At 60.3% G+C, this 18,854-nt stretch carries 20 protein-coding genes; 15 read left to right on the forward strand and 5 right to left on the reverse strand.

Annotated features, from left to right (window positions below):
- The first annotated feature begins 386 nt into the window (after positions 1-386).
- The 7 genes from ccoN to J3P93_RS18325 all read left to right on the forward strand — a co-directional run bounded on the left by ccoN (position 387) and on the right by J3P93_RS18325 (position 4,811).
- A complete protein-coding gene (ccoN, locus tag J3P93_RS18295) occupies positions 387-1,829 on the forward strand; it encodes a cytochrome-c oxidase, cbb3-type subunit I (protein WP_434590439.1) in 1,443 nt (480 codons plus the stop codon).
- Positions 1,829-2,437, forward strand: a complete 609-nt coding sequence (gene ccoO / locus J3P93_RS18300; protein WP_007917161.1) for a cytochrome-c oxidase, cbb3-type subunit II — start codon at positions 1,829-1,831, stop codon at positions 2,435-2,437. Before ccoN ends, ccoO begins: the two co-directional genes overlap by 1 nt.
- Before the next feature lie 5 nt (positions 2,438-2,442).
- Positions 2,443-2,628, forward strand: coding sequence for a CcoQ/FixQ family Cbb3-type cytochrome c oxidase assembly chaperone (locus tag J3P93_RS18305; RefSeq protein ID WP_003183474.1), 186 nt, complete (start codon positions 2,443-2,445; stop codon positions 2,626-2,628).
- On the forward strand, positions 2,625-3,608 hold the full coding sequence (ccoP, locus tag J3P93_RS18310; protein ID WP_101157381.1) for a cytochrome-c oxidase, cbb3-type subunit III: 984 nt from the start codon (positions 2,625-2,627) through the stop codon (positions 3,606-3,608). The genes J3P93_RS18305 and ccoP overlap by 4 nt, the downstream gene beginning before the upstream one ends.
- A 170-nt stretch (positions 3,609-3,778) precedes the next feature.
- A complete protein-coding gene (locus tag J3P93_RS18315) occupies positions 3,779-3,952 on the forward strand; it encodes a hypothetical protein (RefSeq protein WP_434590442.1) in 174 nt (57 codons plus the stop codon).
- Positions 3,953-4,137: 185 nt separating this feature from the next.
- Positions 4,138-4,392 (forward strand): type II toxin-antitoxin system Phd/YefM family antitoxin, encoded by a 255-nt coding sequence (locus tag J3P93_RS18320; RefSeq protein WP_434598432.1) that lies wholly within the window; start codon positions 4,138-4,140, stop codon positions 4,390-4,392.
- Positions 4,392-4,811: a type II toxin-antitoxin system VapC family toxin gene (locus tag J3P93_RS18325; protein WP_434590445.1), complete on the forward strand. Its 420-nt coding sequence runs from the start codon at positions 4,392-4,394 to the stop codon at positions 4,809-4,811. Before J3P93_RS18320 ends, J3P93_RS18325 begins: the two co-directional genes overlap by 1 nt.
- 37 nt (positions 4,812-4,848) lie before the next feature.
- Here J3P93_RS18325 and J3P93_RS18330 read toward each other — a convergent pair whose 3' ends face one another.
- Positions 4,849-5,853, reverse strand: coding sequence for a metallophosphoesterase family protein (locus J3P93_RS18330; RefSeq protein WP_434590448.1), 1,005 nt, complete (start codon positions 5,851-5,853; stop codon positions 4,849-4,851).
- A gap of 511 nt (positions 5,854-6,364) precedes the next feature.
- On the opposite strand from J3P93_RS18330, the gene ccoG reads away from it, so the two are divergent.
- From ccoG to hemN, 6 genes are all read left to right on the forward strand, one after another.
- Positions 6,365-7,780, forward strand: a complete 1,416-nt coding sequence (gene ccoG, locus J3P93_RS18335) for a cytochrome c oxidase accessory protein CcoG (protein ID WP_434590451.1) — start codon at positions 6,365-6,367, stop codon at positions 7,778-7,780.
- A gap of 11 nt (positions 7,781-7,791) precedes the next feature.
- Complete coding sequence (locus tag J3P93_RS18340) at positions 7,792-8,331, forward strand: FixH family protein (RefSeq protein ID WP_434590453.1); 540 nt, start codon at positions 7,792-7,794, stop codon at positions 8,329-8,331.
- A 135-nt stretch (positions 8,332-8,466) separates the two neighbouring features.
- The gene (locus J3P93_RS18345) at positions 8,467-10,917 is read left to right on the forward strand and encodes a heavy metal translocating P-type ATPase (RefSeq protein ID WP_434590456.1); all 2,451 of its coding nucleotides are present in this window, start codon (positions 8,467-8,469) and stop codon (positions 10,915-10,917) included.
- Positions 10,918-10,939: 22 nt separating this feature from the next.
- Complete coding sequence (ccoS, locus tag J3P93_RS18350) at positions 10,940-11,152, forward strand: cbb3-type cytochrome oxidase assembly protein CcoS (RefSeq protein ID WP_434590459.1); 213 nt, start codon at positions 10,940-10,942, stop codon at positions 11,150-11,152.
- The gene (locus J3P93_RS18355) at positions 11,145-11,828 is read left to right on the forward strand and encodes a sulfite exporter TauE/SafE family protein (protein ID WP_016984739.1); all 684 of its coding nucleotides are present in this window, start codon (positions 11,145-11,147) and stop codon (positions 11,826-11,828) included. Before ccoS ends, J3P93_RS18355 begins: the two co-directional genes overlap by 8 nt.
- A gap of 199 nt (positions 11,829-12,027) precedes the next feature.
- Entirely contained in the window at positions 12,028-13,410 is a 1,383-nt protein-coding gene (gene hemN, locus J3P93_RS18360; protein ID WP_434590462.1) for an oxygen-independent coproporphyrinogen III oxidase, read from the forward strand.
- On the opposite strand, the gene J3P93_RS18365 is transcribed toward hemN, so the two are convergent.
- On the reverse strand, positions 13,407-13,889 hold the full coding sequence (locus J3P93_RS18365; protein ID WP_434590464.1) for a hypothetical protein: 483 nt from the start codon (positions 13,887-13,889) through the stop codon (positions 13,407-13,409). The two genes, hemN and J3P93_RS18365, sit on opposite strands and share 4 nt — an antisense overlap.
- Positions 13,890-14,043: 154 nt before the next feature.
- Here J3P93_RS18365 and fnr point away from each other — a divergent pair, with 154 nt between their 5' ends.
- Together fnr and J3P93_RS18375 are read left to right on the forward strand one after the other, a co-directional pair.
- Positions 14,044-14,778, forward strand: coding sequence for a fumarate/nitrate reduction transcriptional regulator Fnr (gene fnr, locus J3P93_RS18370; RefSeq protein WP_434590467.1), 735 nt, complete (start codon positions 14,044-14,046; stop codon positions 14,776-14,778).
- Positions 14,779-14,865: 87 nt separating this feature from the next.
- Complete coding sequence (locus J3P93_RS18375) at positions 14,866-15,414, forward strand: adenine phosphoribosyltransferase (RefSeq protein WP_024012326.1); 549 nt, start codon at positions 14,866-14,868, stop codon at positions 15,412-15,414.
- A gap of 183 nt (positions 15,415-15,597) precedes the next feature.
- Here J3P93_RS18375 and J3P93_RS18380 read toward each other — a convergent pair whose 3' ends face one another.
- From J3P93_RS18380 to J3P93_RS18390, 3 genes are all read right to left on the reverse strand, one after another.
- Positions 15,598-16,746: an acyl-CoA dehydrogenase family protein gene (locus J3P93_RS18380; protein ID WP_434590471.1), complete on the reverse strand. Its 1,149-nt coding sequence runs from the start codon at positions 16,744-16,746 to the stop codon at positions 15,598-15,600.
- A gap of 209 nt (positions 16,747-16,955) precedes the next feature.
- Positions 16,956-17,558: a recombination mediator RecR gene (recR, locus tag J3P93_RS18385; protein ID WP_090282578.1), complete on the reverse strand. Its 603-nt coding sequence runs from the start codon at positions 17,556-17,558 to the stop codon at positions 16,956-16,958.
- Between the two features lie 65 nt (positions 17,559-17,623).
- Complete coding sequence (locus J3P93_RS18390; RefSeq protein ID WP_434590474.1) at positions 17,624-18,658, reverse strand: NADP-dependent oxidoreductase; 1,035 nt, start codon at positions 18,656-18,658, stop codon at positions 17,624-17,626.
- Positions 18,659-18,854: the final 196 nt, after the last annotated feature.

Consider the following 18,854-nt stretch of genomic DNA (forward strand, 5'->3'; position numbering starts at 1 on the left):
TCGCCTGATTCGGGTCTACGCTTGTTCGAAAGCAGACCGGCGCGTGACGGTTTCAACTGCCCACCGAGCGAAGCGTCCGATGAAGCGGCTTGTGGATTTGCCGCAAAGGCAGGCAGTTAACGGCTGTTACGCCGATTGCCTTCCGAAACCCGATCAAGACCTTTGAGCAGGCATCGTTGACGGCGATGCGGACCCAGCATTTTTTTCACTCACCGCGACATTTTGACAGAGGTCATTTTTGACCCTACGCGGCACATGGAAAGGCCGCAGAATCAGCGTTGGAAAGCATTGACCCAGGTCATGGCGCGTTGCAATGACCCCCTGCTTTATACATACTTGCGGCCGATTTTATCCCTATAAAAATACCCAAACCGTGGAACCTTAGAATGAGCACAGCAATCAGTCCGACTGCTTATAACTATAAGGTAGTCCGCCAGTTCGCCATCATGACGGTGGTCTGGGGGATCCTTGGCATGGGGCTCGGTGTTTTCATCGCCTCGCAACTGGTCTGGCCGGAACTGAACTTCGGTCTGCCGTGGACGAGCTTTGGACGCTTGCGCCCGTTGCACACAAACCTGGTGATTTTTGCCTTCGGTGGTTGTGCACTGTTCGCCACTTCCTACTATGTCGTGCAGCGAACCTGCCAGACGCGACTGATTTCCGACAGCCTCGCGGCCTTCACCTTCTGGGGCTGGCAAGCGGTGATCGTCGGCGCCATCGTTACCTTGCCGCTGGGTTACACCACCACCAAGGAATACGCCGAGCTGGAATGGCCGATTGCGATTCTGCTGGCGATTGTCTGGGTCACCTACGGTCTGGTGTTCTTCGGCACCATCACCAAGCGCAAAACCAGGCACATCTATGTCGGTAACTGGTTCTACGGCGCGTTTATTGTCGTGACGGCGATGCTGCACATCGTCAACCACATGTCGCTACCGGTCAGCCTGTTCAAGTCGTACTCGGCCTACTCGGGCGCGACCGATGCGATGATCCAGTGGTGGTACGGGCACAACGCGGTGGGCTTCTTCCTCACCACCGGTTTCCTCGGGATGATGTACTACTTCGTGCCGAAACAGGCCGAACGCCCGATCTACTCCTATCGCCTGTCGATCGTGCACTTCTGGGCATTGATCACCCTGTACATCTGGGCCGGCCCGCACCACCTGCACTACACCGCCCTGCCGGACTGGGCGCAATCGCTGGGCATGGCGATGTCGATCATTCTCCTGGCGCCAAGCTGGGGCGGCATGATCAACGGCATGATGACCCTGTCGGGCGCCTGGCATAAATTGCGCACCGACCCGATCCTGCGGTTCCTCGTGGTATCGCTGGCGTTCTACGGCATGTCGACCTTCGAAGGCCCGATGATGGCGATCAAGACCGTTAACTCGCTTTCGCACTACACCGACTGGACCATCGGCCACGTACACGCCGGCGCTCTCGGCTGGGTAGCGATGATCTCGATCGGCGCGATCTACCACATGATTCCTAAACTGTTCGGCCGTGCGCAGATGCACAGCACCGGCCTGATCAACGCGCACTTCTGGCTCGCGACCATTGGCACCGTGCTGTACATCGCTTCGATGTGGGTCAACGGCATCACCCAGGGCCTGATGTGGCGTGCAATCAACGATGACGGCACCCTCACCTACTCGTTCGTCGAAGCGCTGCAGGCCAGCCACCCGGGCTTCATCGTCCGTGCGCTGGGCGGGGCGTTCTTTGCCAGCGGCATGCTGCTGATGGCTTACAACGTGTACCGCACCGTACGCGCGTCGGATCCGGTTGAAGCCGAAGCCGCCGCCAAGATTGCCGTCGTTGGAGCTCACTGATGAAGCATGAAGCTGTCGAGAAGAATATTGGCCTGCTGGCCTTCTTCATGGTTATCGCCGTCAGCGTCGGTGGCCTGACCCAGATCGTTCCGCTGTTCTTTCAGGACGTCACCAACAAGCCGGTCGAGGGCATGAAACCACGCTCGGCCCTGGAGCTGGAAGGCCGCGACGTCTACATCGCCAACGGTTGTGTCGGCTGCCACTCGCAGATGATCCGTCCGTTCCGCGCGGAAACCGAACGCTATGGCCACTACTCGGTTGCCGGTGAAAGCGTCTGGGACCACCCGTTCCTGTGGGGTTCCAAACGTACCGGCCCGGATCTGGCCCGAGTGGGCGGTCGTTACTCCGATGACTGGCAACGTGCGCACTTGTACAACCCGCGCAACGTGGTGCCCGAGTCGAAAATGCCGGCGTACCCCTTCCTCGTGGAGAACAAGCTCGACGGCAAGGAAACCGCGAAGAAAATGGAAGTGTTGCGCACCCTCGGCGTCCCTTACACCGACGAAGACATCGCCGGCGCACAGGATGCGGTGAAGGGCAAAACCGAAATGGACGCGCTGGTGGCCTATCTGCAAGGCCTGGGCACCATCATCAAAAGCAAACGGTGAATCTGATGGATATCGGGATGATTCGCGGCCTGGGCACCGTTGTCGTGATGGTGGCCTTCATCGGTCTGGCCTTGTGGGTGTTCAGCCCCAAGCGCAAGTCGGAGTTTGACGACGCGACCTTGTTGCCTTTTGCGGATGATCCAGAAGCCATCAAGCACGTCGAGCAAGCTTCTAGGAGTAACAAAGAATGACTACATTCTGGAGTCTGTACGTCACAGTCCTCAGTCTCGGTACGATCTTCGCCCTGACCTGGCTGTTGCTGTCGACCCGCAAGGGCCAGCGCAGCGAACAGACGGACGAGACGGTCGGCCACTCCTTCGACGGGATCGAGGAGTACGACAACCCGCTGCCGAAATGGTGGTTCATGCTGTTCGTTGGCACGATCATTTTCGCCTTGGGTTATCTGGTGCTGTATCCGGGCCTGGGCAACTGGAAAGGTCTGCTGCCGGGCTACAACTATCTGGATAACGAGAAGCAGACCGCGTTCGCCAACGGCCAGACCGGCTGGACCGGCGTGCACGAATGGGAAAAGGAAATGGCCCGTTCGGACGCTCGCTTCGGCCCGATCTTCGCCAAGTTCGCGGCGATGCCGATCGAAGAAGTCGCCAAGGACCCGCAAGCGTTGAAAATGGGCGGTCGCCTGTTTGCCTCCAACTGCTCGGTGTGCCACGGCTCCGACGCCAAGGGTGCCTATGGCTTCCCTAACCTGACCGACGCCGACTGGCGCTGGGGCGGCGAGCCGGAAACCATCAAGACCACCATCATGGGCGGTCGCCACGCGGTGATGCCGGCGTGGGCGGAAGTGATCGGCGAGCAAGGCGTGGCCGACGTGGCAGCGTTTGTCGTGACCAACCTCGACGGGCGCAAACTGCCGGAAGGCACCAAGGCCGATCCGGCCAACGGGCAGAAGCTGTTTGCCGCCAACTGCGTGGCCTGCCACGGCCCTGCTGGTAAAGGTACCCCGGCCATGGGCGCGCCTGACCTGACCCATCCGGGCGCATTCATCTACGGCTCAAGCTTCGCGCAACTGCAGCAGACCATCCGTTATGGCCGCCAGGGCCAGATGCCGGCGCAGGAACAACTGCAGGGCAACGACAAGGTGCACCTGCTTGCGGCGTATGTTTACAGCCTGTCCCACGGTGAAAAAGCACCGGAGGCGAACGCCGAATAAGGCCGACGCTCGACACAAAAAAGGCCCCGCCAATTTCGATTGGCGGGGCCTTTTTCATGCCGGCATTCACGCTTTGAGACATTTGGTTGATGGACCGGTGCAGCGCTGGCCTGTAGGTTTTTTTCATCGCGATGAGCCGCATCGCGGAGAACCTTCAAGGATGAAGCCAGATGTCGAAGACAGACGAACCTACGCTGCAAACGCAACCACAACCCCACCCTGATGATCAGCCAAAAGCCGCAACGCCGTTGGTACAACCCGAACACTCAACATCGCAAAATACCCTGAGCAGCCCCGGTAACGGTGGCGGTCTGGACGGCCTCGGCGGCGGCAGATTGCCCTGACAGGCCAGTGAGTCGCACCTGATGCTCCCACAAACTCAGCGCCCCTCCCTTATGGCGGGGGGTGGGCTTTCGCCGGTGCCGTTATGACAGTGACAAACCGATCGTCCGCAAACCAGTTTTTCGATTGCCGGGGAAAGCCCGAGGTAGTAACGTTTCTACTTAATATCATCCGGAGGCCGAACATGATGGCCATCACGACCATTTCCAGCCGCGAATTCAATCAGGACACGAGTGCTGCCAAAAAAGCCGCGCATCAAGGTCCCGTCATCATTACCGACCGGGGCAAGCCTGCCCATGTACTGCTGAGCATCGAGGAGTACCACAAACTGACCGGCAGCCAGGCCAGCATCGCCGATCTGCTGGTGATGCCGAATGCGCCAGAAATCGAGTTCGAACCCGAGCGCGCCCTCATCACTCCTCGTAGCGTGGACCTTTCTTGATGTTCCTACTGGATACCAACGTAGTTTCAGAGCTGCGAAAAACCCAAGCCGACCAGCATGTGGTGACATGGGCACACAGCATTTCCCCGGCGAGCCTGTATATATCCGCAATCACTGTGCTGGAACTTGAAACCGGCGTTCTACGTATCGAACGCCGCGACCCTTTACAAGGCCATCTGTTGCGCAACTGGCTGGAGCATCACGTCAAGCCAGCGTTCTCTGGAAGAATCCTGCCGGTCGATACCATCGTCGCCACCCGATGCGCACGATTGCATGTACCTGACCGCAGCAGCGAATGCGACGCCTTGATCGCCGCCACCGCGCTTGTGCACGGGCTTACGCTGGTGACTCGCAACATTGCGGACTTTCAACTCAGCGGCGTCCCGCTGATCAACCCGTGGATAGCTGCCAATAACTGATAAATGAATACCCCGCCTGGTCATCGGCGGGGCTTTTTCATGGGCGTTGGGCAAAGATCGAATGCACCGCAACGGTGTCGATCAGCGTCCGATCGCGCCACTGGTTGTTCTTCACCAGATAGATTTCCAGTTGCTTGCGGTCATCGGTAAAGCTGGCGGTCAGATAGGTCTGCTGAGAGGTACTGCCACTCAAAAACATTGGCACGTTCCCCTTCCAGTAGGCGTCTCCCCCGTCCCGATGCAAATGGCCAGCGAAAATGGCCGTCACTTGATATTTGCTGATCATGTCCAGGAAGCGCTTGTTCTGCTCCGGGGAAACTTTATCGCCGAACGGTTTATGCATATTGATGATGATCGCGTAGCCCGAGACCCGGGCGAGTCTGAGATCGGTTTCCAGCCAGTCCAGCGCGTCATTGATTTGAAAGGTTGTGGGGTTCAGCGGGTGAGCAATTCGGGTCGTATAAGACGGATCGTTATTGAGCTGAACCATATGAACTTCACCAATATTCTTCGAATAAGCGAGGCTGCCTGAATAGGTCTTGCTCAAGAATCCACTGGTGATTTGCAGATCAAAGCTGTCGACCCGACCTTCATGATGCTCTTTGAACTCGACGATACTTCCGGCCGCACAACTATTGGTAAAACAATCGTCAACATTATTTTCATAGTCATGATTACCCAAACCGTACAAGTAATCACCCTTGAAGTGTTTATTCAACATCTCGTTCATGAACGACCGCTGCCAGCCATGACCAAAGGCAGTTATATCGCCGTTGATCATCAAAGGAACCTGCTCTAGAGAGCCGTGCTGATTTCGGAAATCGGCGATGCTCGCCAACTGCGTTTCCACCAGCCACTTGGAGCGGGCCTTGAATTCGGAATCGGCTTCGAAGTCCCCGCGATCCGTCTTGTCTGTCCACGGGTATTGCGTGTCCGATGCAAAAACCATGTGCCTGGGTGTTCCCGTTACAGCCTGAGCCGAGACAACCGATGCCAGTAAACACAGACCCAGCACGGCGCTTGCAAACTTATTGAAAGGCATACATTAAACTCCATTTAAATTATCCAACATGCGAACCACTTCGCCTCCAACAAAACTTATTCGAAAACATCCAAAAGTACAAAGCACTCATTAATAACAATCAAGTAGTTATATTTCAGACACACACACTAACAACTACCAGAACACTTGTTTCATACAGGATGGAAATTAACTCGGCACATACGAACAACAAACTTTTCAATCAAACATAACGTTTCGTGCCTTATGAAACGTGCAGATGCGGTTTCAAGCCACGTTGCGGCGGGCCGATCGAGGCCTGGAATACTCAACTAGCTGGGAGGCAAAAACCGTCCATACTCAACGAGTCAATTGACCTGCGTCATGCTTTGCTGCATTCGCTACACCATTCAGGTTTTTTCCCCAACGCGACCAAAGGTCGCACCCTTGAGCCAGAGCGACAGGCGTATCATCGCGCCACTGCAACAGCCCTTTTTGACCTTGGTTGGCACGTATCGACCGGGGCATTTTTCCACTGCCGTGGGATGCAATGATGAGCAACCAGATTCCGGTACACGACGTCACACCACCGAGCAAAAACCCGAACAACAGCGTCGACCTTTACGCTTCACGCGAAAAAATCTACACCCGCGCCTTCACCGGCCTGTTCCGCAATCTGCGGATGCTCGGCGGTGCGGCGCTGTTCTTGTTGTATTTCGGTACGGTGTGGCTGAACTGGGGCGGTCATCAGGCCGTGTGGTGGAACCTGCCAGAGCGCAAGTTCTTCATTTTTGGCGCGACGTTCTGGCCGCAGGATTTCATCTTGCTTTCCGGCCTGTTGATCATTGCGGCGTTCGGCCTGTTCTTCATCACCGTGTATGCCGGGCGGGTCTGGTGCGGTTACACCTGCCCGCAAAGTGTGTGGACGTGGATTTTCATGTGGTGCGAAAAGGTCACCGAAGGCGACCGCAACCAGCGGATCAAACTCGACAAGGCGCCGATGAGCGCCAACAAGTTTTTGCGCAAAGCGGCCAAACACGCACTGTGGTTGCTGATCGGTTTTGTCACCGGCATGACCTTTGTCGGCTACTTCTCGCCGATCCGCGAACTGGTCATTGAGTTCTTTACCGGCCAGGCCGATGGCTGGTCGTATTTCTGGGTCGGTTTTTTCACCCTCGCCACGTACGGCAACGCGGGTTGGTTGCGTGAGCAGGTGTGCATCTACATGTGCCCGTATGCGCGCTTTCAGAGTGTGATGTTCGACAAGGACACGCTGATCGTTTCCTACGACCCGCGCCGGGGTGAAAGCCGCGGCCCGCGCAAAAAAGGCATCGATTACAAGGCGCTGGGCCTGGGCGATTGCATCGACTGCACGATGTGCGTGCAGGTCTGCCCGACCGGCATCGACATTCGCGACGGCCTGCAAATCGAGTGCATCGGCTGCGCCGCGTGCATCGATGCCTGCGACAGCATCATGGACAAGATGGACTACCCGCGCGGCCTGATCAGCTACACCACCGAACACAACCTGTCCGGGCAGAAAACCCATAAACTGCGGCCACGCCTGATCGGCTATGCGGTGGTGTTGCTGGCGATGATCAGCTTGCTGGTCACTGCCTTCTTCATGCGCTCGCTGGTCGGTTTCGACGTCAGCAAGGACCGTGTGCTGTACCGCGAAAACGCCGAAGGCCGGATCGAAAACGTCTACAGCCTGAAGATCATGAACAAGGATCAGCGCGACCACACCTACGTGCTGCACGCCGAAGGTCTGCCGGACCTGCGCCTGCAAGGCAAGCGCGAAATCAAGGTGGCGGCCGGCGATATCGTCAGCATGCCGGTGGAGTTGTCGAGCGCGCCGGAACAACTGCCGTCGAGTACCAACGAGGTTGAATTCATCCTCGAAGATGCCGATGACGACAGCGTCCACGTTGAAGCCAAGAGCCGATTCATCGGCCCCCAAATTCGTTAAGAGAACTGCATATGTCTGCCGCAAACGCTGCAAGTCCCTGGTACAAGCACCTCTGGCCGTGGATCATCATCGGCATTCTGGCCTGCTCGGTGGCGCTGACCTTGTCGATGGTGACGATTGCGGTGAACAACCCGGACAATCTGGTCAACGACAACTATTACGAGGCCGGCAAAGGCATCAACCGTTCGCTGGACCGTGAACTGCTGGCGCAAACCCTGAAAATGCGCGCGGCGGTGCATCTGGACGATGTCACCGGCGAAGTCGACTTGCGCTTGAGTGGTGACAGTCAGCCGAACACGCTGGAGCTGAACCTGATTTCACCGACGCAGCCGGAGAAGGATCGCAAAGTTGTTCTGGCTCGCAGCGAGAGCGAGACCGGGCGTTACATCGGTCAGTTGAACGACAAGGTTGAAGGTCGCCGGTTTGTCGAGCTGCTGGGTAGCCAGGATGAGCATGTGTGGCGCATGTTCGAGGAAGAACTGGTCAGCCATGACACGGAACTGCTGCTGGGCGATGAGCCGTTGCAGGGTGCGGAAGACCTGAAAAAATAAGCCTTACTCTGATCGTTCCCACGCTCTGCGTGGGAACGCAGCCAGGGACGCTCTGCGTCCCAGCCGAAGCGGACGCGGAGCGTCCGGGGAGGCATTCCCACGCGGAGCGTGGGAACGATCATCGGAACGCGCATCATGACCACCCCACTCCCCTGCTACCACTGCGCCCTGCCCGTCCCGTCCGGCAGCCGCTTCACCGCCGTCGTCCTCGGGCAACCGCGCGAATTCTGTTGCCCGGGCTGTCAGGCCGTGGCCGAAGCCATCGTCGCTGGTGGCCTGGACAGCTATTACCAACACCGCAGCGAAGCCTCGGCCAACCCCGAAGCACTGCCGGTGCAATTGACCGACGAACTGGCGCTGTACGACCGCGCCGACGTCCAGCAACCGTTCGTGCGCCACGAAGGCGAGCTGGCTGAAACCACGCTGTTGATGGAAGGCATCAGTTGCGCCGCTTGCGGCTGGCTGATCGAGAAACACCTGCGCACCCTGCCCGCCGTCGCCGAAGCACGATTGAACCTGTCCAACCATCGCCTGCACGTGCGCTGGGCCGACGCGCAGTTACCGCTGAGCCAGATCCTCGCTGAACTGCGGCACATCGGCTATGCCGCGCACCCCTATCAGGCCGACCGCGCCAGTGAGCAACTGGCCAGCGAAAACCGCCGTGCCCTGCGCCAGCTCGGCGTCGCCGGGCTGCTGTGGTTTCAGGCGATGATGGCGACCATGGCAACGTGGCCGGAATTCAACATCGACCTCAGCCCCGAGCTGCACACGATCCTGCGCTGGGTCGCGCTGTTTCTGACCACGCCAATTGTGTTCTACAGTTGCGCGCCGTTTTTCAAAGGGGCAATGCGCGACCTGCGCACGCGCCACCTGACCATGGACGTTTCGGTTTCGCTGGCGATCGGCAGTGCATACGTCGCCGGGATCTGGACGGCGATCACTGGCGTCGGCGAGTTGTATTTCGATGCGGTCGGCATGTTTGCGCTGTTTCTGCTCGCTGGTCGCTATCTGGAACGGCGCGCCCGCGAGCGCACCGCGGCCGCCACCGCGCAATTGGTCAATCTGTTGCCAGCCTCGTGTTTGCGCCTGGATGCCAACGGCCAGAGCGAGCGCATTCTGCTCAGCGAACTGCGCGTCGGCGAGCGGATTCTGGTGCAGCCCGGCTCGGTCTTGCCGGCGGACGGCAAGATCATCGACGGCCAGTCGAGTATCGACGAATCGCTGCTGACCGGCGAATACCTGCCGCAACCGCGCGCGCAGGGCGATGCCGTCACCGCCGGCACGCTGAATGTCGAAGGCGCGTTGACCGTGGAAGTTCAAGCGTTGGGACATGACACGCGCCTGTCGGCGATCGTCCGTCTGCTCGACCGCGCCCAGGCCGAGAAACCGCGACTGGCAGAAATCGCCGACCGCGCCGCGCAATGGTTCCTGCTGCTGTCGCTGATCGCCGCTGCCGCCATCGGCCTGCTGTGGTGGCAACTGGACGCGTCGCGGGCGTTCTGGATCGTGCTTGCGATGCTGGTCGCGACCTGCCCCTGTGCCCTGTCGCTGGCGACCCCGACCGCCCTCACCGCCGCCACCGGCACCCTGCACAAACTCGGTTTGCTGCTGACCCGCGGGCATGTGCTGGAAGGCTTGAACCAGATCGACACGGTGATTTTCGACAAGACCGGCACCCTCACCGAAGGTCGCCTGGTGCTGCGCTCGATCCGCCCTCTCGGCGCGCTCGACAGCGAGCAATGCCTGAGCCTCGCCGCAGCCTTGGAAAACCGCTCCGAACACCCGATCGCCCGCGCTTTCGGCCGTGCGCCGCTGGCCGCTGATGAAGTGCACAGCACGCCGGGACTGGGCCTTGAAGGTTCGGTGGGCTGGCAGCGTTTGCGCATTGGTCAGGCAGATTTCGTTTGCGCGCTGAGCGCTGCGAGTGTGCCGGCAATGCCGAATGAGCCAGGCCAATGGTTACTGCTTGGCGATGAAAGCGGTCCGCTGGCGTGGCTGGTGCTCGATGATCGCCTGCGCGACGATGCCCCCGCCCTGCTCGCCGCGTGCAAGGCGCGCGGCTGGCGCACGCTGCTGCTGTCCGGCGACAGCTCGCCGATGGTCGCCAGCGTCGCCGCCGAACTGGGCATTGACGAGGCGCGCGGCAGTTTGCGCCCGGACGACAAGCTGCAAGTGCTGCAACAACTGCACAAGGAAGGACGCAAAGTGCTGATGCTCGGCGACGGCGTCAACGACGTGCCGGTGCTGGCGGCCGCCGACATCAGCGTGGCCATGGGCTCGGCCACCGATCTGGCGAAAACCAGTGCCGACGCGGTATTGCTGTCGAACCGCCTCGACGCTCTGGTGCAAGCATTCACATTGGCACGCCGTACCCGCCGGGTGATCATCGAAAACCTGCTGTGGGCGGCGCTGTACAATGGCCTCATGTTGCCGTTCGCCGCCCTCGGCTGGATCACTCCGGTATGGGCCGCGGTCGGCATGTCGATCAGTTCGCTGACCGTGGTGCTCAACGCCCTGCGCCTGACTCGCCTGCCGGGTTCGCCGCACACCAGCACCCGTGCAGAAACCCGCCCGCTGCCGGCCTGAGCCGCGCGGGCATGGAGTAACGATGCCAGCTCTCTACGTGATGATCCCCGCTGCACTGCTGATCGTGGCCATCGCCGTGTACATCTTCTTCTGGGCCGTGGACAGCGGCCAGTACGACGACCTCGACGGCCCGGCACACAGCATTCTGTTCGATGATCAGGATCCGAACCACACCGCTGCAGTAGACGAAATCAACGCCAGCAAGCCGGACGACAAGGCGCCTCCGCATGCTTGAACTGGCGCCACTGCTGGTTTCCGCCCTGATTCTTGGCCTGCTGGGCGGCGGCCACTGCCTGGGCATGTGCGGCGGCCTGATGGGCGCGCTGACCCTGGCGATTCCCAAGGAGCAACGCAGCCGACGCTTTCGTCTGCTGCTGGCGTACAACCTCGGGCGGATTCTCAGCTATGCCACGGCCGGCCTGCTCATCGGCCTCGCCGGTTGGGCGGTGGCCAACAGTCCGGCGGCGCTGTTCATGCGCGTACTGGCGGGATTGCTGTTGATCGCCATGGGCTTGTATCTCGCCGGCTGGTGGAGCGGGCTGACGCGAATCGAAAGCCTTGGCCGCGGGTTGTGGCGTTACATTCAGCCCGTGGCCAATCGCTTGCTGCCGGTATCGAGTCTGCCACGCGCCTTGCTACTCGGCGCGCTGTGGGGCTGGCTGCCGTGCGGGCTGGTTTACAGCACGTTGCTGTGGTCGGCAAGCCAAGGCAATGCACTGGACAGCGCCTTGCTGATGCTCGCGTTTGGCTTGGGCACCTGGCCAGTGTTGCTGGCGACCGGGCTGGCGGCGGAGCGGGTTACCGCGATCTTGCGCAAGCGCAGTGTGCGGATGGCCGGCGGTTTGTTGGTCATTCTGTTTGGTATCTGGACCCTTCCCGGCCCGCATCAGCATTGGCTTATGGGCCATTGATCGGCGGTGCAGCCTTCGCGAGCAGGCTCGCTCTCACACTGATCGCATGAACACTGCACATCCCCTGTGGGAGCGAGCCTGCTCGCGAAGAGGCCCGCATGATCAACACACCTCCTGCCCTTTGATGCAAATCAACAGCCTCACCGCCGCCCCCCGATAAACTCGCCCACACTGCCAGCCTATCCGGGGGAATGCCCGCATGCTCGACGCCATTCGTTGGGACACCGATTTGATCCGCCGCTATGACCTGGCGGGGCCGCGCTACACCTCGTATCCGACTGCCGTGCAATTTCACGGTCAGGTCGGCACCTTCGATCTGTTCCATGCCCTGCGCGACAGCCGCAAAGCCCAGCGCCCGTTGTCGTTGTATGTGCACGTGCCGTTCTGCGCGAACATCTGCTACTACTGCGCCTGCAACAAGGTCATCACCAAGGACCGCGGACGCGCCGCGCCGTACCTGCAACGGCTGGAGCAGGAAATCCAGTTGATCGCCTGCCACCTCGATCCGACCCAGAAAGTCGAGCAACTGCACTTTGGTGGCGGCACGCCGACTTTCCTCAGCCACGACGAACTGCGGCAACTGATGGCGCACCTGCGCAAGCATTTCAACCTTCTGGATGACGACTCCGGCGATTACGGCATCGAAATCGACCCCCGCGAGGCCGATTGGTCGACCATGGGCCTGCTGCGCGAGCTGGGTTTCAACCGCGTCAGCATCGGCCTGCAAGACCTCGATCCGGCCGTGCAGCGCGCCGTCAATCGCCTGCAAAGCCTTGAAGAAACCCGCGCAGTGATCGATGCCGCGCGCACCCTGCAATTTCGCTCGATCAACATCGACCTGATCTACGGCCTGCCCAAACAGACCCCGGACAACTTCGCGCGCACCGTCGAAGAAGTCATCAGCCTGCAGCCGGATCGGCTCTCGGTGTTCAACTACGCGCATCTGCCGGAACGCTTCATGCCGCAGCGGCGGATCAATGGCCACGAACTGCCGGCGCCGGCGCAAAAGCTGGAAATGCTCGAACGCACCATTGCGCAGCTCACCGCCGCCGGCTATCGCTACATCGGCATGGATCACTTCGCCCTGCCCGACGATGAACTGGCGATCGCTCAGGAAGAACAGACCCTGCAACGTAACTTTCAGGGCTACACCACCCACGGTCATTGCGACCTGATTGGCCTGGGCGTTTCGGCGATCAGCCAGATCGGTGACCTGTACTGCCAGAACAACAGCGATCTCAACCAATACCAAACCACCCTGGCAAGCGCACAACTGGCGACCAGCCGGGGCCTGGTGTGCAACGCTGACGATCGTTTGCGCCGCGAAGTGATTCAGCAACTGATCTGCAACTTCAGCCTGCACTTCGCCGACATCGAGCGGCGTTTCAATATCGTCTTTCAGGGCTATTTCGTTGAGCTGTGGCCGCAACTACAGGGCATGGCCGATGACGGCCTGATTGAACTGGATCGCGAGCGGATCAACGTGCTGCCAGCCGGGCGCCTGCTGGTGCGCTCGGTGTGCATGGTGTTCGATGCGTACCTGCAACAACAGAACCGTCAACGCTTTTCACGGGTGATCTAGTTCTTGGTGAGCAAGGCGCCGACCTTGAGGTTCTGGTCCGGGGTCATTGCCGACTGGCCCATGACTTTGGACAGGGCCAGGCTGGCGGTGACCACGCCGCTGTTCAGCGCGGCGATGGCACCGCGCAAGGCGGCGAGCTTGTTGATCCGTTCTTCGTTGGACAGGGTCTTGTCGGCCATGACCTTGTTCATCTGCGCCTTCTTTTCGGCAATCTGTTTTTGCAACTTGCGGATCATCTTCAACAGCTGCTGGATGTTCTCCGGCAGGCCGCTGTTGTCGATATCGCTGTTTTCACCGCCGACGCTGGCGGCCTTGGCGATCGACGCACCGGACAGCGACACTTTGACGCCCTCGACCAAGGTCGGGGTTGCGCTGTGCAACGCGTCAGCGTCGCTCTCGCTGGCGGCGTCGTGGCTGGCGACCTCCGGTAATGCCGGAACGCCGCTGTTACCGGGGCCTAGCGTGCCAATGGCAGTCATCGGATCCTTCCTTTCATGCATTCTGATACCGGTTTATCGGCGGCGTTTGCGCAGGCTTGATGTCTGTGGGACAACGCCTTCATACGCTGGCCTGAAGGTCCTTCGGTGAGTTACCCTTACGTCTTATGTGTGTTTTCCCACAAGGATTGAAGAAATGTCCGAGCCAGTCAAACTGCGCGCTCACACCCAGGCCCATTGCAAGGATTGCAGCCTGGCCCCGCTGTGTCTGCCACTCTCGCTGAATCTGGAAGACATGGATGCGCTGGACGAAATCGTTAAACGCGGTCGCCCGTTGAAAAAAGGTGAATTCCTGTTCCGCCAGGGCGACACGTTCGATTCCGTTTATGCAGTACGCTCCGGAGCCCTCAAGACCTTCAGCCTCAGCGATGGCGGCGAAGAGCAATTGACCGGCTTCCACCTGCCGAGCGAACTGGTCGGCCTGTCCGGCATGGACACCGAGAAACATCCGGTATCGGCCCAGGCACTGGAAACCACCTCGGTCTGCGAAATCCCTTTCGAACGTCTCGACGAACTGGCCCTGCAACTGCCGCAACTGCGCCGTCAGCTGATGCGCGTGATGAGCCGGGAAATCCGCGACGACCAGCAAATGATGTTGCTGCTGTCGAAGAAAACCGCCGACGAGCGCATCGCCACGTTCCTGGTCAACCTGTCCGCACGTTTCCGCGCCCGCGGTTTCTCGGCCAACCAGTTCCGCCTGAGCATGTCGCGCAATGAAATCGGCAACTATCTGGGCCTGGCGGTGGAAACCGTGTCGCGGGTGTTCACACGTTTCCAGCAGAACCAACTGATCGCCGCCGAGGGCAAGGAAATTCATATCCTCGACCCGATCCAGCTGTGCGCGCTGGCCGGTGGCTCCATCGAAGGCTGAGTAGGCTGATCACGACCCGCGGTTGAGCGAATCGTTTCAGCCGCGGGTATACTGCGCCGTTTGCAGCCCTGCCAGGACACCTCGACGATGGTCTTCGACTCCTTCGACATCAAATCCCTTATCCGCCCTGTGATCGACTTCCCGAAGCCGGGCGTGATCTTTCGCGACATCACCCCGCTGTTCCAGTCGCCGACCGCGCTGCGCCTGGTGATGGACAGCTTCGCCCACCGCTATGTCGAAGCCGACTTCACCCACATCGGTGCGATGGATGCCCGGGGTTTTCTGATCGGTTCGGTATTGGCCTATCAGTTGAACAAGCCGCTGGTGCTGTTCCGCAAGCAAGGTAAACTGCCGGCGGACGTGCTCGCCGAAGGTTACGCCACCGAGTACGGCGAGGCGTTTCTGGAAGTGCACGCCGATAGCCTCTGCGAAGGCGATTCGGTGGTGATGTTCGATGACCTGATCGCCACCGGCGGCACGCTGATCGCCGCCGCCAACCTGATCCGCCGCATGGGCGCGCGGGTGCATGAAGCCGCAGCGATCATTGATTTACCGGAGCTGCAAGGTTCGCAGCGCCTGCAGGACATGGGCATTCCGACGTTCTGCCTGACGCAGTTTGCCTTGACCGATAAATAGTAGCGCCTTTACTGACGCTATCGCTGGCAAGCCAGCTCCCACAGTGATTTCGGTCGTTCACAAATATTGTGTATGCCCCTGAACATGTGGGAGCTGGCGTGCCAGCGATGAGGCCAGCAGCTTGCGATAGGGACGCGGAGCGTCCCGGGCTGCATTCCTTTGCTGCGCGTGGGAACGATCAGATCAAAGTCCCATCTGCTTGCTGATGATCTCGTTCATCACTTCCCGCGTGCCGCCGCCAATCGACAGTATGCGGTTATCCCGATACAGCCGCTCCACCAGACTTTCACGCATGTAACCGAGCCCGCCGAGAATCTGCACCGCTTCGCTGGTGATCCGATCGGAGGTGTCCGTGGCAAAGTTCTTCGCCATGGAGATCTCCTTGATCACGCTCTGCCCCGCCGCCATCTTCGCCGCTTGCCGATAGGTGAATTCCCGCGACACCTCCAGCGCCGTGGCCATTTCGGCGAGACGATGCTTGATCACCTGGAACTTGCCAATCGGTTTGCCGAAGGCCTCACGCTCGCGCGCCCATTTCAGGCTTTGTTCCAGCGCAAGCTGCGAAGTCATGTTGGCCATCAGCGCCAGGGCCAGGCGTTCGCTTTGAAAGTTGCCCATGATGCAGGCGAAACCCATGTTCTCGGCGCCGATCAGATTGCCCACCGGCACACGGCAATCGTCGAAGAACAGCTCGGCGGTGTCCGACGCCCACCAGCCCATCTTCTTCAACGAGCGGCCGACGGTGAAGCCCGGTGTGCCCTTCTCGATCAGCAGCAGGCTGATACCGCCGAAACCCGGCGCACCGGTGCGCACTGCGACGGTGTAGAAATCGGCGCGAACGCCACTGGTTATAAAGGTTTTGCTGCCGCTGACCCGGTAACAGTCGCCATCACGCACAGCGCGGGTCTGCAGGTTGGCGACGTCGGAACCGCCGCCGGGTTCGGTCACCGCCAGGGCGCTGATCTTCACGCCGCTGAGCACTTGCGGCACCACGCGATCGCGCACTTCAGGCCGCGCCCATTTGACGATCGGTGGCAAGCCGATGTCCAGCGAGCCCAGCCCCGCCACCAACCCGCCAGAGCCGCAGCGCATCAACTCCTCACTGGCGGCGACCTTGGCAAACAGATCGCCCTCATGGCTGCCACCGAGCGCTTCGGGATAACCGATGCCGAGGATGCCCGCCGCGCCGGCCTTCAGGTACAGCTCACGCGGGAAGCTTTCGGCTTCTTCCCACTGATCGACGTCCGGCAGAATCTCGCGTTCGACGAAACGCCGGACGCTGTCGCGGACCAATTGATGGCTGGGGTCGAAGTATTCCTGGAAGGCAGGCATGGGCGAACTCCGCAGAGGGGTTCGCCGAACTTAACCGAGCGCTTGCTTGGTTTTCAACATAATTGTATGAATCTGACGGGCCGAGGTGCGGCCATCGCCGGCAAGCCAGCTCCCACAGGGATCTCGGGCGTTCACAAATATTGTGTTCAACAAAGAAACCTGTGGGAGCTGGCTTGCCAGCGATGAGGCCAGAACAGACCGTAAAGAACTTACAGAGAGATGGGCTTACGCCCGGCAAACGAATGCGCCAGCGTGCCGCCATCGACCAGTTCCAGCTCGCCACCCAACGGCACGCCGTGAGCGATGCGCGAGGCGATCAGGCCTTTGTGCTGCAACAGTTGCGCGATGTAATGCGCGGTCGCTTCACCTTCCACCGTCGGGTTGGTGGCGAGGATGACTTCGGTAAAGGTGCCCGCCTCTTCGATCCGCGCCATCAACTGCGGAATGCCGATCGCCTCAGGCCCGAGCCCGTCGAGCGGCGAGAGATGCCCTTTGAGTACGAAATAACGCCCACGGAAACCGGTCTGCTCGACGGCATAGACATCCATCGGCCCTTCGACCACGCACAACAGCGTGTCGTCGCGGCGGTTATCGGCGCATTGCGGGCACAGATCGTCTTCGGTCAGCGTGCGGCATTGCCGGCAGTGACCGACGCCTTCCATGGCCTGACTCAGCGCCTGGGCCAGACGCACGCCGCCGCTGCGATCGCGCTCGAGCATCTGCAACGCCATGCGCTGGGCGGTTTTCTGACCGACGCCGGGCAAGGTGCGCAGGGCGTCGATCAGTTGGCGAATCAAAGGGCTGAAGCTCATGGGGAAAAGTCCGACAAAACAACGAGACGCGGTTTATACCCGCGCCTCCGGCCAGCGTCAAATGCTCAGTCCTCGGCGACCTTCACCACCAGTTTGCCGAAGTTGCGCCCTTCCAGCAGGCCGATAAACGCCTCGGGCGCCTGCTCCAGGCCTTCGACCACGTCCTCGCGGAATTTGACTTTGCCATCGCGCACCCACGGCACCATGTGGCTGATGAATTCCGGCTGGCGGTCACCGTAGTCGTCGAAGACGATAAAGCCCTGAATGCGTATACGCTTGGTCAGCAACGTGCGTTGCAGCAGCGGCAAACGATCCGGGCCCTTCGGTGCTTCCGAGGCGTTGTACCCGGCAATCAGGCCGCACAACGGAATCCGCGCCTTGGGATTGAGCAACGGCACCACCGCTTCGAAAACATGGCCGCCGACGTTCTCGAAATAAATGTCGATGCCCTCGGGGCACGCCTCGGCCAATTGCTCGGCAAAATCATCCGCCTTGTGGTCGATGCACGCGTCGAAACCGAGTTCATCGACCACGTATTGGCACTTCTCGGCACCGCCGGCCACACCGACCACGCGCAGACCTTTGATCTTCGCCACCTGGCCGACCACCGAACCGACCGCACCGGAAGCAGCGGCGACCACCAGGGTCTCGCCTTCTTGCGGCTGGCCGATGTCCATCAGGCCCATGTACGCGGTCATCCCCGGCATACCGAGCACACCGAGGGCCATGGACGGACTCGGCAGGCCGGCGGGGATCGGAATGATGTTACGGCCGTCGCTGATGCTGTGGCTTTGCCAACCGGTCGCGCCAACCACCAGATCGCCCTTGTGGAATTTCGGATGACGCGAATCCTCGACCCGGCTGACCGCGCCGCCGGTCATCACTTCGCCAATCTGCACTGGCGCGGCGTAGGACGGTGCATCGCTCATGCGCCCGCGCATGTACGGATCGAGCGACAGGTACAGGGTTTTCAGCAGCACCTGACCGTCTTCGAGATCCGGCAACGCTTCGCGTTCAAGACGAAAGTTCTCCGGCGTCGGCGCACCGGTCGGCCGCGAGGCGAGGACGAAGCGTTGGTTGAGGGTGAGAGGATCGGACATGTCAGCGTCTCCTGTGAATTGGAATTCGGCGGTATAGGGAGCAGACCCTTGTGGCATGAGGCGGTTCGATGTTTATTCTGTGAGACCGCGGCGGACTCGATCGCGAGCAGGCTCACTCCTACATTTGGAATGCGTTCCCTGTAGGAGCGAGCCTGCTCGCGATGGCGGTTCACCTGGCGCCCCATCTGCCCCGGCA

The organism is Pseudomonas sp. R3-57, from assembly GCF_051132065.1.
Taxonomy (GTDB): domain Bacteria; phylum Pseudomonadota; class Gammaproteobacteria; order Pseudomonadales; family Pseudomonadaceae; genus Aquipseudomonas.